Source organism: Corynebacterium tardum, from assembly GCF_046717785.1.
Taxonomy (GTDB): Bacteria; Actinomycetota; Actinomycetes; order Mycobacteriales; family Mycobacteriaceae; genus Corynebacterium.
Window position 1 is genome coordinate 1834440 of the sequence record NZ_CP177104.1, and the last position, 14298, is coordinate 1848737.

General features: G+C 65.2%; 12 protein-coding genes. 1 reads left to right on the plus strand and 11 read right to left on the minus strand.

The features are described 5' to 3' along the window. Window positions 1–14: 14 nt before the first annotated feature. The 11 genes from ACLI1P_RS08810 to ACLI1P_RS08860 form a co-directional block, all read right to left on the minus strand. Window positions 15–1493 (minus strand): FtsW/RodA/SpoVE family cell cycle protein, encoded by a 1479-nt coding sequence (locus tag ACLI1P_RS08810; RefSeq protein ID WP_411708597.1) that lies wholly within the window; start codon window positions 1491–1493, stop codon window positions 15–17. Window positions 1494–1509: 16 nt separating this feature from the next. Next, entirely contained in the window at window positions 1510–2901 is a 1392-nt protein-coding gene (gene murD / locus ACLI1P_RS08815; protein ID WP_411708598.1) for a UDP-N-acetylmuramoyl-L-alanine--D-glutamate ligase, read from the minus strand. Continuing rightward, entirely contained in the window at window positions 2901–4013 is a 1113-nt protein-coding gene (gene mraY, locus ACLI1P_RS08820) for a phospho-N-acetylmuramoyl-pentapeptide-transferase (RefSeq protein ID WP_306506696.1), read from the minus strand. The genes murD and mraY overlap by 1 nt, the downstream gene beginning before the upstream one ends. A gap of 24 nt (window positions 4014–4037) precedes the next feature. Further along, window positions 4038–5573: a UDP-N-acetylmuramoyl-tripeptide--D-alanyl-D-alanine ligase gene (locus ACLI1P_RS08825; RefSeq protein ID WP_296131037.1), complete on the minus strand. Its 1536-nt coding sequence runs from the start codon at window positions 5571–5573 to the stop codon at window positions 4038–4040. Continuing rightward, window positions 5570–7198: a UDP-N-acetylmuramoyl-L-alanyl-D-glutamate--2,6-diaminopimelate ligase gene (locus tag ACLI1P_RS08830; protein ID WP_306506695.1), complete on the minus strand. Its 1629-nt coding sequence runs from the start codon at window positions 7196–7198 to the stop codon at window positions 5570–5572. Before ACLI1P_RS08830 ends, ACLI1P_RS08825 begins: the two co-directional genes overlap by 4 nt. Before the next feature lie 29 nt (window positions 7199–7227). Continuing rightward, window positions 7228–9096, minus strand: coding sequence for a peptidoglycan D,D-transpeptidase FtsI family protein (locus tag ACLI1P_RS08835; protein WP_296131261.1), 1869 nt, complete (start codon window positions 9094–9096; stop codon window positions 7228–7230). A 351-nt stretch (window positions 9097–9447) separates the two neighbouring features. Further along, window positions 9448–10218 (minus strand): hypothetical protein, encoded by a 771-nt coding sequence (locus ACLI1P_RS08840; protein ID WP_411708599.1) that lies wholly within the window; start codon window positions 10216–10218, stop codon window positions 9448–9450. Between the two features lie 59 nt (window positions 10219–10277). Next, entirely contained in the window at window positions 10278–11321 is a 1044-nt protein-coding gene (rsmH, locus tag ACLI1P_RS08845) for a 16S rRNA (cytosine(1402)-N(4))-methyltransferase RsmH (protein ID WP_411708600.1), read from the minus strand. Window positions 11322–11494: 173 nt separating this feature from the next. Beyond that, the gene (mraZ, locus tag ACLI1P_RS08850) at window positions 11495–11929 is read right to left on the minus strand and encodes a division/cell wall cluster transcriptional repressor MraZ (RefSeq protein WP_296131049.1); all 435 of its coding nucleotides are present in this window, start codon (window positions 11927–11929) and stop codon (window positions 11495–11497) included. Window positions 11930–12463: 534 nt separating this feature from the next. After that, window positions 12464–12865: a DUF3040 domain-containing protein gene (locus tag ACLI1P_RS08855; protein WP_296131051.1), complete on the minus strand. Its 402-nt coding sequence runs from the start codon at window positions 12863–12865 to the stop codon at window positions 12464–12466. Between the two features lie 164 nt (window positions 12866–13029). Then, window positions 13030–13470 (minus strand): SAV_6107 family HEPN domain-containing protein, encoded by a 441-nt coding sequence (locus ACLI1P_RS08860; protein ID WP_408930721.1) that lies wholly within the window; start codon window positions 13468–13470, stop codon window positions 13030–13032. Between the two features lie 194 nt (window positions 13471–13664). Between ACLI1P_RS08860 and ACLI1P_RS08865 the strand changes: the two genes are divergently transcribed. Next, window positions 13665–14273, plus strand: a complete 609-nt coding sequence (locus ACLI1P_RS08865) for an N-acetyltransferase family protein (RefSeq protein ID WP_411708601.1) — start codon at window positions 13665–13667, stop codon at window positions 14271–14273. Window positions 14274–14298 lie beyond the last annotated feature (25 nt).

The following is a 14298-nucleotide window of genomic DNA, read 5'->3' on the forward strand; positions in this document are numbered from 1 at the left end:
AGCGCCGCAGGCGATTAACGGCGCTCGCCGCGCCGACGGTCCCTGCCCGTACGGCCGCTATCCGCGCGCCCAGTCACCGCCCGGCCGAAGCGCTCCTCGCGGCTGCGCTCCCGGTCGCGATACGCGCGCTGGTCGCCCTGGACACGCTGGGTGCGCTGCTTTGATGCCCCGCCGCCGCGGGAGGTGCGGCGGTCAGACGGGGCACGGTGCGCGCCACCGCGGCGCTCGTTGGGTGGAGTGGGCTCCGGCACGAAGAAGAGGCGGTCGAACATCGGGCGGCCGTAGTTCTGCATGGCGGAGACCTGCAGCGGCTCGTGGCGCGCCACGTTGCACAGCAGGCCCATCGAACCGATGGTGATAATCGCGGCCGTACCGCCCGCGGAAATCATGGGCAGCTGAATACCCGTCACGGGCAGCATGCCGATGACGTAGCCGATATTGATAAAGGCCTGCACCACCACGCCGACTGCCAGGGTGGCCGCCAGGAGCGACTGGAACTGGTTCTGCGCCCGCTTGGCCGCCCGCAGTCCGAAGTAGCCGAGGATGGCGAACAGGATGATCACCAGCGCGCCGCCCCACAGGCCGAGTTCCTCACCGATGATGGCGAAGACGAAGTCATTCTTCGCCTCCGGCAGGTAGAACCACTTGGCGCGGGATTGTCCTAGGCCAACCCCCCAGAATCCGCCGTCGGCAAGCGAGAGAAAGCCCTGGTAGGCCTGGAAGCCGGTACCTTGAGTGTCGGCGATGTTGCCGCGCAAAGCATCGAAATAGGTGTGGAAGCGGTGGGAGCGGAAACCACCGGCCAAGAACACGGTGGTCATGCCAATCACTCCGGCCACGCCGACGACAACGGGCACGCGCCAGTCCACGCCAGCAAAGACCAGGGTGAAGACCACGATGAGGGCCAAGGACACAGCCATGCCCAAGTCCCCCTGCGCCATGATGAGCAGGAACATGATGGCGGAGATGATGGAGTACATCATGAACGGCTCCGTGAGCTTGAGCGAGCGGTGCGTCTTATCCGCCAGCGCCGAGGCGCCGTACATGCCCACGGCCACGCGCGCGAACTCGGAGGGCTGGAAGGCCACGCCGCCCGGCAGCATGATCCACGACTGCGAGCCCACCTCCGCACGGCCGGTACCCACCCCGGGCACCAGCACCAAAATCAGCAGCAGAACGGAAAGCCCCAGGAACCACGGTACGCAGGCCCGCAGCGTGCGCGGGGAAATCCGCAGCGCGATCCAGAAGATAAACAAACCGGCGGCGACCAGCAGACACTGGCGCAGAGCAGCCGACCACGGGCTCGCGCTCTCTGAGAGCGACGTGGCCATCGACGACGAAAACGCCATGACCACGCCGATGCCGATGAGAGAAAAGATAGCCACCCGCAGCATGAAGTAGTCCAGCCCGGGGTAGGCGCTCATGCGGTCACGGATGTCGCGCAGGTGGTGGCCCAGCGTACGGCTCGGCTTCTGGGAGGTGGGGGCGGTCACGGCGTAGAGCTCCTGACTAGGCGAGGCGGCGGGCAGCGGCGGCGAAAAGATCGCCGCGCTGGCTCATTCCGGTGTACATGTCCAACGATGCCGCAGCCGGCGCCAAAAGTACGGTATCGCCGGCGTCGGCGTGTTGCCCCGCGGCAGCCACGGCCTCCTCCATCGCGCCGGCGGGGTCGTGGCTGTCGACGAGGGTGACGGGGACGTGCGGTGCGGCGTCGCCAAGCGCGCGGGCGAGCACGTGCTTGTCGACGCCCACCAGCACCGCCGCCTTCAACCGCGCCGCGTGGGTGCGCAGGAGGTCTGTGACGTCGGCGCCCTTGAGCTGTCCGCCGGCGACCCACACGACGGAATCCAGCCCGCGCATCGCCACCTCGGCGGCATGCGGATTGGTGGCCTTGGAGTTATCGATGTAGGTCACGCCGCCCTGCTCAAGGACAATCTCGCCGCGGTGCCCCGCGACGACATAGGATTCCAGGCCGGCGGTGATGGACTCCGGCTGCGCGCCGGCGAGGGCTGCCATAGCGGCGGCCGCGGCGGCGTCGAGCACGCCCGCCATGCCGGCGGGCCGGATGGTGGTGACGTCCTCGATGACGGTGGCTCGCATCCCGGCAACGTCGTTGACCAGCAGTCCGCCCTCGCTCACGCCGACCTGGCCGGTGGCGGGCTCGGTGTGGGTGAACGCGGTCGCGGAAATCTTGGTGGAGCCGGCCCAGTGCTCGCGGACGTACTCGTCATCGATGCCGATGACGGCGTGGGTGCCGTGCAGGATCTTCGCCTTATCAGCGGCGTAGGCGGCGAAGGAGCCGTGCCAGTCCAGGTGGTCGTCCGCCAGGTTGAGCAGCGCTCCTACTTCTGGGTGCAGCTGGGAAGACCAGTGCAGCTGGAAGGAGGACAGCTCCGCGACCAGGATATCCACGCGCGGGTCGGCGGCAAGCGCGTCGAAGGGCGAGACGCCGATGTTCCCCACGGCCTGGGAGCGCAGGCCGGAGCGGGGCTCGTCGGCGGCCATGATCGCGGCCAGCATGCCCGTGGTGGTGGTCTTGCCGTTGGTGCCGGTGACCGCGAGCCAGCGGCGCGGGGCGCCGAAGACTTCCGCGCGGTCGAGGCGGTAGGCCAGCTCAACATCGCCGATGACCTCGCGTCCCGCAGCGGCTGCACGGACCAGAAGCGGCGAGTCCGGGCGCCAGCCCGGAGAGGTGACGACGAGGGAGTAGTCCCCCGGCTCGACGGTGGCCGCGTCCACGGTCTCCACGCCGAGCTCGGCGGCGATGCGGGCGCGGGATTCCGGGTTGCCGTCGGCCACCGTGGTATCCACGCCGAGGCCTTGCAGCACTGCTGCGCAGCCGCGGCCCGAGACGCCGGCACCGGCGATGAGGACTCGTCCGTTAAGAAAGTCAGGAAGCATTATGCGCTCAGCCCAATGCCAGTTGCGGTGAGCCAGTCACCGTAGAAAATAGCCACGCCTGCCATGGCGGCCATGGCAGCCAGCAGCCAGAAGCGCACCACCACGGCGGTCTCGGCCCAGCCACCGTTTTCGAAGTGGTGGTGGATGGGGGCCATGCGGAAGAAGCGCTTGCCCGTGGTGCGGAACACCACGATCTGGATGACCACGGAGACGGTCTCGATGACGAAGATGGAGCCGATGACGATCATGAGCAGCTCGGTGCGGCTGGCCACGGACAGGCCAGCGACGAGGCCACCGAGTGCCAGGGAGCCGGTATCACCCATAAAGATCTTCGCTGGTGCGGCGTTCCACCACAGGAAGCCAAGGCAGCCGCCCAGGCCTGCCGCCGCGAGAACCGCGAGATCGAGCGGGTCGCGGACCTGGTAGCAGCCGGCCGTAACGTCGACGGCACAGGAGTTGCGGAACTGCCAGAAGGTCATGAGCGAGTAGGAGCCCATCACGATAGCGGTCACGCCGGCGGCGAGGCCATCCAAGCCGTCGGTGAGGTTAACGGCATTCGACCACGCGGCAATCAGGATGTACATGAAGATGAGGAACACGATGGTTCCGATGACGGTGCCGCCGACCGCCAGGTCGAAGGTGTTGAGGTCACGGATGAAGGACAGCTTGGTCGAGCCCGGGGTGAGGCCGGACTCGTCCGGGAAGCGCAGCACTAGGAACCCGAAGAGCAAAGCCAGGACCAGCTGGCTAATCAGCTTTGCCTTCTTGTTCAGGCCCAGGTTGCGCTGTTTGAAGAGCTTGATGAAGTCATCGGCAAAGCCCACGGCACCCAGGCCCAGCGTCAGGCCTAGGACGAGAAGGCCGGAGACCGTAAAGCCGCCGTGCCCCATGGCCAGCCCGTAGAAGCCCACCACCAGGTAGGCGATGAGGATACCGGCCAGGATGGCGAGACCACCCATGGTCGGGGTGCCCCGCTTGCGCAGGTGGGACTTGGGTCCGTCCTCGCGGATTTCCTGGCCGCGGCCGGCATCGGAGAAGTACCGAATGAGGACCGGGGTGGTAAAGATGGCTACGAGGAAGCTGACCACACCAGAGATGATGATCTGAGTCACGAGCTTGACAATCCTTTCTAGCGGCTAGCTGTGGTTCAGCTGTTCCGCGACCAACCAGAGACGCTGTGCGTTCGAGGCCTTGACCAAGACCACATCCTTGACGCTGCGGCTGGCCCAATCGTCGACCCCGACCGGGGCCGTTCGCAGGATGGCGTCGACCACCTTCGCGGCCACATCAACATCCGCGCACACCTTTGTAGTTATACCTTGCTGCGCGGCCGCCTCGGTCATTGCCCAGCAATTCGGGTTCTCTCCCACGGCCACGAGGTAATCCACGTGGTACTTGGCCAGAACCTCGCCCAGGCGGCGGTGCGCGGAATCGGCATCCGCGCCCAACTCCCCCATCTCACCGAGAACCGCGATGGAACGCGCGTCGGGGCGCGCTGCCGCGGTGTAGGCCAGCGCGGCGATGGCCGCGCGCATGGAGTCAGGGTTGGCGTTATAGGAGTCATCGATGACGGTGACGCCATCCCGGCGGGTGCGCACATCCATGCGGTGCTCCGAGGCAATGCGGTGCCCGGATAGGGCGCTGGCCACGGTCTCTGCGGACAGTCCCAGCTCGATGGCCGTGGCCGCGGCTGCGAGGGCGTTGGAGACCTGGTGCGCGCCGAAGACCTGCAGCTTCACCGGAAGCGGTGCAGCGTTGGGGGTGTGCAGGGTGAAGGAGGGACGGGCGACGTCGTCAAGCTCCACGTCCGTGGCGTAGTACTGCGCGGCCGGTGCCCCACCCCGCCGGTTCTCCGCGGAGTAGTACACCACCTTCGCCGAGGTGCGCGGTGCCATCGCCGCGACGAAGGGATCGTCGGCGTTGAGCACCGCCACACCGCCGTCGGCGGCGCTCGGCAGTGCCTCCACCAGCTCGCCCTTGGCCAGCGCGATGTTTTCGCGGGAGCCGAACTCGCCGAGGTGGGCGGTGCCCACGTTGAGCACCACGCCGATGCGCGGGGCGGTAATGTGAGTGAGGTGGCGGATATGCCCGATGCCACGTGCAGACATCTCCGCCACGAGGTACTCAGTGTGCTCGTCGCAGCGCAGCGCGGTGTACGGCAGGCCGATCTCGTTGTTGAAGGAGCCTGGCGGGGCCACGGTCTCCCCCACCGCGCGGAAGATGGTGGCGATGAGGTCCTTGGTCGACGTCTTGCCGGCGGAGCCGGTCACGCCGACGATGTTGAGGGCGTGCTCGGCCGACAGGCGCTGGGTGACAGCGCGGGCCAGCGCGGAGAGAGCCTGCACCACGGCAGCGGCGGAGCCGTCTTCATCATTGGCGTAGATGTCCGCATTAGCTCCGTCGCCTTCGACGCGGCCGTGCGGCTCGACGACGATAGCGGGGACCCCCACCGGGCGGGCTGCCAGCACGGCAACCGCACCCTTTTCGATGGCGGTCTGGGCAAAGTCGTGGCCGTCCACGCGGGCGCCGGGCAGCGCGACGAAGAGCCCGCCGGGGGTGACCTTGCGGGAATCGAACTCGACGAAGCCCGTCACGCGTGCGTCGGGGTCCTCGACACTATCGAGCCGGCCGCCGGTGATGTCGGCGATGTCTGCGAGCGTTAACGCGATCATGCCTGCTCCTTAGATTCTGTAGCTGTCCCACGTGCCGGGACGGTGTCGCTGTCACCGTACCCCGCCGCGGTGGGTTGCGCCTGCTTGCCGGCGCGGTTGCCCAGCACGGAGTCCAACGCTCGCGCCATCTCTTCGCGGTCGTCGAAATGGTGGACGGTGTCTCCGATGAGCTGGCCCACCTCGTGGCCCTTGCCCACGACGATGACGGCGTCGCCCGGCTGGGCCCACGCCACGACCTCATCGATGGCGGCCGCGCGGGAGCCAACCTCACGGATATCGCCGTCCGGGTTGGCCTCGCGCGCGCCCTGCATGACCGCAGCGCGAATGGTGGCGGGGTCCTCGGTGCGGGGGTTGTCGTCGGTGACGACGGTAAGGTCCGCGCGCTCGGCGGCCGCAGCGCCCATAAGCGGGCGCTTGGAGGAATCGCGGTCGCCGCCGGCGCCGACGACGATGCCGATCCGGCCAGCGGTTCCCTCTAGTTGTCCGCGCAGCGTATCGAGAACGGCCGCGATGGCGGCTGGTTTGTGCGCGTAGTCGACGACCGCGACAAACTGCTGGCCGCGGTCAATGCGCTCCATTCGGCCGGGCACTGCCACCTTCTCCACACCCTGGAGGAACTCCCGCGGCGCCAGTCCGATGGCCGCGGCCATTCCCGTGGCCAAGGCGGCGTTGGCGATGTTGAATTCGCCCGGCATGGGAAGGCGGAACTCGTAGCTGCCGGCGGTCTCGCCGGTGGCCACGGTGAGCTCCACCTGCTGGGCGCCGGTCGCCTCAGTGCTGAGCTGGCGGGCAGAAACGTCGACCGCCTCGTCGCCGGTGCCGCCCGCCGGGCGGGTGGTGGCCACACGGGTCACCGGGTGCTCTGCGGCGCGACGTGCCATACGCTCGCCCCACTCGTCGTCCACGCAGATAACGGCCTGGTCGGCGGCCTGGGGGCCGTCGAAAAGCAGTGCCTTGGCCTCGAAGTAGTCCTCCATCGTGGGGTGAAAGTCCAGGTGGTCCTGGCTGAGGTTACTAAAGCCGCCCACGGCGAAGCGGGTGCCCCGCACGCGGCCGAGGGACAAAGCGTGGGAGGAGACCTCCATGACCACATGGGTCACGCCCTCGGCCACCATTCGTGCAAAGAGTTCCTGGAGAGTCGGCGCCTCCGGCGTGGTCAGGGACGTCGGAACCGGCTCGCGGTTGATGCGGGTACCCGTCGTGCCAATGAGACCCACCGAGTAGCCGGCGTGCAGCAGGCCAGCCTCGAGGAGGTAGCTCGTGGTGGTCTTGCCCGACGTACCCGTGACTCCCAGGACGGTGAGCTCACGGGTGGGGTGCCCGTAGATTTCAGCCGAGACGGGGCCGAGTATCTCACGGATGTCCTCCACCACGAGCACGGGGCGCGCCTCCTGCTCTGCGGAGAGAAGCTCCCAGCCGGCCTCGTCCGTGAGGATGGCCGCCGCCTTGGTATCCGCCGCGTAGCGTGCTCCATGCACGCGGGTTCCCGGCAGCGCCGCGAACAGGCCGCCCTCCGGGACCGTGGCGGAGTTGAGGCCGCACGAGTCGACGGTGACCGAGTCATCTCCGATCACGCGGCCACCGGCAAGTGCTGCTAGACGCTCAAGACTGATGCTGCTTGTCACTGTGTTTCCTCTCAGTTGTGTAGTCGTCTCTATTCTGCGCGCAACGTCAAGTGCGGTGCCGGCGCGGAGGTGGGAATGTTGTCGCGGTTGAGCAGCCACGAGGCGATGTCCGTAAACACCGGCGCCGCGGACTGTCCGCCCGAACCGTCATCGTTGACGCCGGACTCTGGCTCATCGAGCATGACCGCGACGACGAAGCGGGGGTCGTCGGCAGGCGCAATGCCCGCGAACGTGATCCAGTACTTCGAGTTGGAATACGCTCCGGTTTCCTCATCCACCTTCTGGGCGGTGCCGGTCTTGCCGGACAGCTGGTAGCCCTCCAACTGAGCGTTTCCGGCAGTACCGTTCTGCACACCTTGCGGATCAGACTGGAAGACCGAGCGGAACATATCCACCACCGTACGCGCGGTTTCCGGGCTAACTACGCGGGTAGTCTCCGGCGGATCCAACTCTTCCTGGGTACCGTCCGGCGCCGTCACGGAGTCGATGATGCGCGGCTCGATGCGCTCGCCGTCGTTAGCCAGCGTTTGGTAGATCGAAGCCAGCTGCAGAGCCGTCCACGACTGCCCCTGACCAATCGGCAGGTTGGCGAACGTGCCGCCGGACCACTGCGACTTGTCCGGGACCAAGCCGGCGGACTCGTTCGGTAGCTCGATACCCGTCGTCTGCCCCAGCCCGAACTTCTTCAGGTAGTCGTCGTACTTGTCCTGGCCCAGGCGGTCCGCCAGCATGAGCGTTCCCACGTTGGAGGACTTACCAAACACACCTGTGGTGGTGTACGGCTCCACGCCGTGCTGCCAGGCGTCAGACACGTTGACGCCCGCCATGTCGATGGAGCCGGGTACCTGGAGAACCTCGTCCGGGGTGGTCAGCCCCTCCTGGATCACGGCCGCGGCCGTAATAATCTTGGCCACCGAACCCGGCTCGAAGGGATGGGAGATGCTGCGGTTGTCAAAGGTCTTGTCCTTATCCAACTGCTTCTCAATATCCTTGTTGGGGTCAATCGTTCCAGTATTAGCCATGGCCAGCACCTGGCCCGTGGCGGCGTCCAGCACCACTGCCTCAGCGTTCTTCGCCTTGGAGTTAGCCTTGGCCTTTTCCAGCTTCTGCTGCACGTAGGTCTGCAGGTCCAGGTCAAGGGTCAAGGTGACGTTCTTGCCGTCGGTCGTCGGAACCTGGTCACGCAGCGTGCCAGGAATGACCTGACCGCTGGCGGAGACGTCCTCGGTGGAGCTGCCGTCAATGCCGGTCAACGTGCTGTCTCCCGACGCCTCGAAGCCGAACTGGCCCTGGCCGTCCATCGAGACCTTGCCGATGACGTTTTCGGCGATTGCCCCGTTCGGGTACTGGCGGATCTGCTGCTCATCCGCGGCCAGGCCGTGGTACTTCTCAGAGATCTCCACGGCCACGTCCGGGTCGACGTTGCGGACAAGAACCTCGTACTGGGTATCCGCGCGCAGCTTATCCATGATCTGCTTCGGGTCGACATCGCCCGCATCAACGCCAGCGCTCTTGAGCATCTCCGGGATACCGTTGGCCATGTCGTTGAGGCGGTTGGTGACCTTGTCATCGAGGAACTTCTGCTGGTCCTCAGAGGACTTGCCGTCAAAGTCAGCCTCGCCGGTGGCTTGCTGCTCCTCCTGCTCACGCAGCTCGTCGCGCAGGCGCGTGGGCGACACGGTCAAGGACCGGGCACGCATGGTGTAGGCAAGACGCTGCCCGTCGCGGTCCACAATCTCTCCGCGGCCCGCGGTATCGATGTACACGCGGGTGCGCTGCTCCGCTGCCTTGGCGGCAAGATCCGGGCCCCAGACAAGCTGGACCAACGCCAACCGTCCGGTCCATACCAACATGACCACCATCAAAATGGCAGCCACGACGTGCACGCGGTGCCGCATAGTCTGCTGCTGGCTGACCGCAGGCTTTCCCGTACGCGGGTTCCGGTCCCGGGTAGCTGGGACAACCCGCTCTGCGGCAGGGCGCTGCCGGGAGCGGTGCTCCGTGCCATAAGGCTGCGCAGCCCGGTTTGACCGAGTGGCGCGGGCGGCCGACGAGCGCCGCGGGCGCCTACCACTGGAATGTGGTGAAGTCACACGTCACCTTTCTCTCTGCAGCGAACTGGCCGGGGAGCCCACCGCACCGACGGCGGGCAGATTCATTCCGAATTGTGCCTTATGATCGCCGCGGGCCCGCGCAGGCACGCGCGGGCACCAGGGAATCTCAATGAATCTCAATGGTCCGCAACGAAACTAGCCACGAGCTGCGTAAGGCGCCTGCGCCGGGATGTCCGGCAGCTCGACGTTCTGCTCGCCGGACGGGGCCCCGTCCGGAGTGTTAGCGGTCGGCGCCTCCTGCCCGTTGTTCTCCTGGTTCTGCTGGCCCTCCGTCAGGTGCGGGCGGGCGTTGAGATTATCGGACATATTGGAAGTCTGCTTCGGGTCACTGGAGGCTTGGCCCGGGCGGACCGGCTCGCCGTTGACGTCGATGACGGATTCCTTCTCCGGAGTAGCCTCGCGCTTCTGCTCCACCTTGCCTTCTTCATCGACGCTCACCACGCCCGGCTGGACCGGGATTCCCATGTTGGCATCGTGCGCGCGGCGAGCAACATCCGAGGAAGAGCGGACGTTTTCCAGATCGCGGTTAAGGGTTTCCAGCTGGTTCGTCAGCGTGGACTCCTGGGCGGTGAGCTGCTGAATCTTGAAGGTCTGGGAGGTAGACATACCGGACAACCAGAGTGCGACAACGACTCCTGCAACGAGGATGCCGAGTGCAATGAAGGATAGCCGGCCGAAAAGTCCGGAGGCCTTCTGCGGCTGTACCACGCGGCGCCCGCGCAGGCTGACCACCTGCTTGGATCCGAGGCGGCTGCCGCCCAAGCCTTCCCGCACGCGGCGCGTCGGGACCGTCCCACGATGCGGAGTGCGGCTCGGCAGCGGAGTAGTGCGGCGGCCACGCTCAAGCAGCGCGGTGCCGCGCCCGGCGGCGTCGGATCCGGTGGTGAAGTCGCGGCTAGCGCCCATGGTGTGGGTCCTCTCGTGGTCGCGGGTCGGGGTGGCTTGTGGAAAACGGTCTCGAAGTGTCATGGAGTGCCTCCCGGTCCGTGAAAGGACGGAGTTCCTTCCACTCGCTCCAGCGCGCGCACGCGGACGGAAGCAGCCCGGGGATTCTCCGCAATTTCGGCGTCACTCGCCTTCTCAGCACCGCGCGTGACAATGGAGAAGTGTGCCGCCGTACCGGGCAAGTCCATGGGCAAGCCTGCTGGCGTTGTCGAGGTACTCAGCTGCTTGAAGGCCTGCTTCACAATGCGGTCCTCAAGCGACTGGTAGCTCATGAAGACGGCCCGCCCGCCTACGGCGAGGGAGTCCGTGATTACCGGAATGACCTGCTCAATGGCTTCCAGTTCCCGGTTGACCTCGACGCGAAGCGCCTGGAAGGTACGCTTGGCGGGGTGCCCGCCAGTGCGGCGAGTGGCCGCAGGGATGGTGGCATAAAGCAGCTCGACGAGGCGCCCCGAATTACTAAACGGCTCCTTCTCACGCTCTTTGAGCACAGCAGAAGCAATCTTGCCGGCAAAACGCTCATCACCGTAGGACTTGAGCACTCGGGCCAGATCGCCGTGGCTATACGTGTTGAGCACGTCGGCGGCGGTTATCCCCTGACTCGGGTCCATCCGCATGTCCAGCGGTGCATCGGTCTTGTAGGCAAACCCGCGCTCGACCTGATCCAGCTGCATGGAGGACACGCCCAGATCGAAGAGCGCACCGGCCACGCCGGCGTCTCGCGCCGCTGCGAAAATCTCCTGCTCGCCGTGGGCAATGGCCGCGCCGACCTCATCGAAGCGGGTGTTGACCCCCACGAAACGGTCTGCGAAACCTGCAAGCCTCTCAGTCGCGGCAGCCAAGGAGGCCGAATCTCGGTCCACCCCAATGACGCGCACCTGCGGAAAGTGGGAAAGGAAGTACTCACTGTGTCCGCCGGCGCCAAGGGTGCCGTCCACGATGACAGCGTTCTCCCCCGCCGCCTCCACACTGGGTGCAAGGAGCTCAGCCATGCGCGCACGCATCACGGGGACGTGACCGTGGTTATCGTTCACGCCGTAGTTGATCGTCTCATCGTGGGTCATGGTCTCGCACCCCCTCTCCTCGTGGCGCCTGGGTCCGCTCGTCGCTTTCTCATTCCCGATAAAAGTCGAGTGCGTATAGGGCCCTGTCCGAGGAAGGCTTCTGATGTCGGGGAAGTACACCAGATCATCTTCCTCGGGCAGAGTCCGTACACGCACTCTTGTCGCGCCGACCGTTAGAGCAGGCCGGCTAGTACGTCATCGGCGTCAGCCGCCGAATAAGCGTCTTCAGTTTGCGCCTGGTACTCAGCCCACGCGGCTGCGTCCCAGATTTCAAGGAAGTCAACTGAACCCACGACCACGCATTCCTTAGTCAGGTTTGCGTACTCACGGTGCCCTGCTGACAGTGTGATTCGCCCGTGCCCGTCAGGGCGCTGCTCGTCCGCACTTGCTGCCAAGTTACGAATGAACGCACGCGCGTCCGGGTTGGTGCGTGACACCGCCGCTGCCTTCCGAGCTCGTGCCGCGAACTCCTCCCGCGGATACACCGCGAGGGAATGATCCTGGCCTTTTGTGACCATCAGGCCACCAGCCAGGTCTTCACGAAACTTCGCCGGAAGCGTAAGCCGCCCTTTGTCATCGAGCTTGGGAGTGTAGGTACCGAGAAACATCCCGGGTCCACCTTCCTGTCACTCGAAAAACTCCGGTTTCCTCTTACGGCAGAAGAACACTTCTCCACCGATGCGCCCCACTCTACCCCACTTTCCCCCACCATCCACACCTTGCCAGTAAATTACATCCGCGTGTCTCCCCATAACCGCAGATAAACAGCACTGTTTCCGGTGGGGAGATTTCCCCGGAGTCCCCTTGACATACCCCACAAAATGCACCACCAACACCATCAGCCGCATCTCTAACTCTGCTACCGTGCCCCACTTAACGCAGCATCACACACTGGCTCCTGCACTTTTACCCCCGTCTTCCGGCCTTCCCCCTTCCACCACTCCCCACTCTCCCCCACAGAGGCGCGCCCTCCGGCAATTGGTGGGGCAAAGTGGGGGAAATGGGAAGATGCCCCACAACCCCCTTTAAGCAGCAATCGAGTCCCGCTTGCCAGAAAAATGGCCCGAAAACGCCAAAGCCCGCACCTCCCAATCCGGGAGATGCGGACTACTTCGGCTCTACTTAACGCTCAGCCAATGCACTTAGCGCCCCTCAAAGCGGCGGCGGAAGTTATCTTCCAGGCGATTGCCCACGTTGCTACCACTCTTCTTCGGCTGCCCCTCGCGCCCGCGCGATGGAACTGAGACCGAAGCCGGCGAGGCAGTCGAACCACCACGCAGCATCCACACGCCAGCACCAAACATGACCAAGAATCCAAGGATGGACAGACCAATAAACCACAGAGACTGCTGCGCCAGCGCGATTCCGCCCACCATCATGCACAGACCAACAACCACCAGCGCTACGCCGCGCAGCGTGATTGCCCCAGTGCCGCCGCCAAAGGAAGAATCCTCGGACACAGACGCACCAAAGTTAGGATCGTTGGCCAGCAACGACTCTTCAATTTCACGCAGCGCTCGCTGTTCGTGCTCAGAAAGGGACACAGTGTCCTCCATGTAGGGTGTGGGGGCTAATCGGGTACTACCTCTGTAACGTCAAGAATAGCTAGATAGTTCCCGCGAATACAGTTTGCGCATTCTCCGCACGACGATACATAGATCTTCTCCCACACCCTCCAGGGTGGTCTACCGCGAGAGCAGGCATCCCACTAGGCGGCTAGGCCACCAAAGCCAAGCTCCGACTCGGTCGCATCCACGTAGCGGGCAGCCAGCGCCAGGTACCCGAGCACGACTTCGTCGGCAGGCACCGGGTCCATTCCAGAGGCAACACGGGAGCGCACTCGCGAGTATTCACCGAACTCCGCAGCCCACTGAGCATCCGCTGCTCCAATAAGCGCCACCTGCTCCCACGCAGACGAGGGCAACCGCTTGCGGCGCCCCACCGTAGAACCTGCCACCCGTGCGCCCGCTGCACGCAGCGCGGCCCGGTACGCCATTTCCAGTGCGTCCTCCATCTGCCCCCGCGCCGCACTTGCACGGGCCGCCGACAGCAGATCGAGAGCCTGCTCGACAAAGCAATCACGGCGCACAATCTGCAGCGCCTCCCGTCCGCGACCGCGTGCCGCCGTTGCCGAAATTACCTGTGCCATGACCATCCTCCTTTGTTGCTGTACTACAACTCACCCTAGAATCGCACCCGAACACTCACTCCCCACATTAGTTCACATGTTCGAGTTCACCAATAGATGTTCGAGACTATTCACATTTCTAACGAACATGCACTCGACGGATTGAAAGCGTGACTGGCTTTCGCCGCTGTGCCAGATCTGCTGTTATTGAGATTGTGAGTTACACACTGCGCCGCCTAACGCCCCAAGAGTTCGCCATCGCCGTCCCCCAGCTGGTGGACATCTACATCACGGCCATGGACTACTCCCCCACGGTGCGCGAGAGCTCCATCGCCCGTTGGAAGACGGATCTCATCCGCCCCGGCTTCGGCTGCATTGTAGCCACCTCTGAGACCGGAATCGCTGGTTTTGCCTACGGCTTCCTGGGGTCTCCTGACACGTGGTGGGACCGCGAGCTGCGCCGGGCCTTGACCCGGCTGGGCGGCGCCTCCGCCGAACAGGAAGACGTCCTCCACAACTACTTCGAGCTCGCTGAAATACATGTGCTGCCCTCCGCACAAGGCCGCGGGTTGGGCCGTGCGTTGCTGGAGGCCTTAGCCTGGAACCTCCCGGCGCGCTTTATCCTGCTCTCCACGCCGGAGCACCCGCAGGAGTCCAATTCCGCCTTTAGGCTGTACCGCAAGATGGGATTCACGGATTTCTTGCGCCAGCTGTACTATCCGGCTGATTCTCGCGCCTTCGCCATTCTCCAAGCCCCAATCCCCTTGCAGCCACTTGAGTCACCGCAGCCACCGCACCCAGCGGAGCGCACACGCCCCGAGTAGCCCAGCGCCTAATCACCCACCCAGG

What these genes read in the sequence shown, in the direction of transcription:
- ACLI1P_RS08860 (WP_408930721.1), bottom strand. Translation starts at nt 13,470, where the DNA reads ATGGCACAGGTAATTTCGGCAACGGCGGCACGCGGTCGCGGACGGGAG.
- rsmH (WP_411708600.1), bottom strand. Translation starts at nt 11,321, where the DNA reads ATGACCCACGATGAGACGATCAACTACGGCGTGAACGATAACCACGGT.
- mraZ (WP_296131049.1), bottom strand. Translation starts at nt 11,929, where the DNA reads ATGTTTCTCGGTACCTACACTCCCAAGCTCGATGACAAAGGGCGGCTT.
- ACLI1P_RS08840 (WP_411708599.1), bottom strand. Translation starts at nt 10,218, where the DNA reads ATGGGCGCTAGCCGCGACTTCACCACCGGATCCGACGCCGCCGGGCGC.
- ACLI1P_RS08825 (WP_296131037.1), bottom strand. Translation starts at nt 5,573, where the DNA reads ATGATCGCGTTAACGCTCGCAGACATCGCCGACATCACCGGCGGCCGG.
- ACLI1P_RS08835 (WP_296131261.1), bottom strand. Translation starts at nt 9,096, where the DNA reads ATGCGGCACCGCGTGCACGTCGTGGCTGCCATTTTGATGGTGGTCATG.
- murD (WP_411708598.1), bottom strand. Translation starts at nt 2,901, where the DNA reads ATGCTTCCTGACTTTCTTAACGGACGAGTCCTCATCGCCGGTGCCGGC.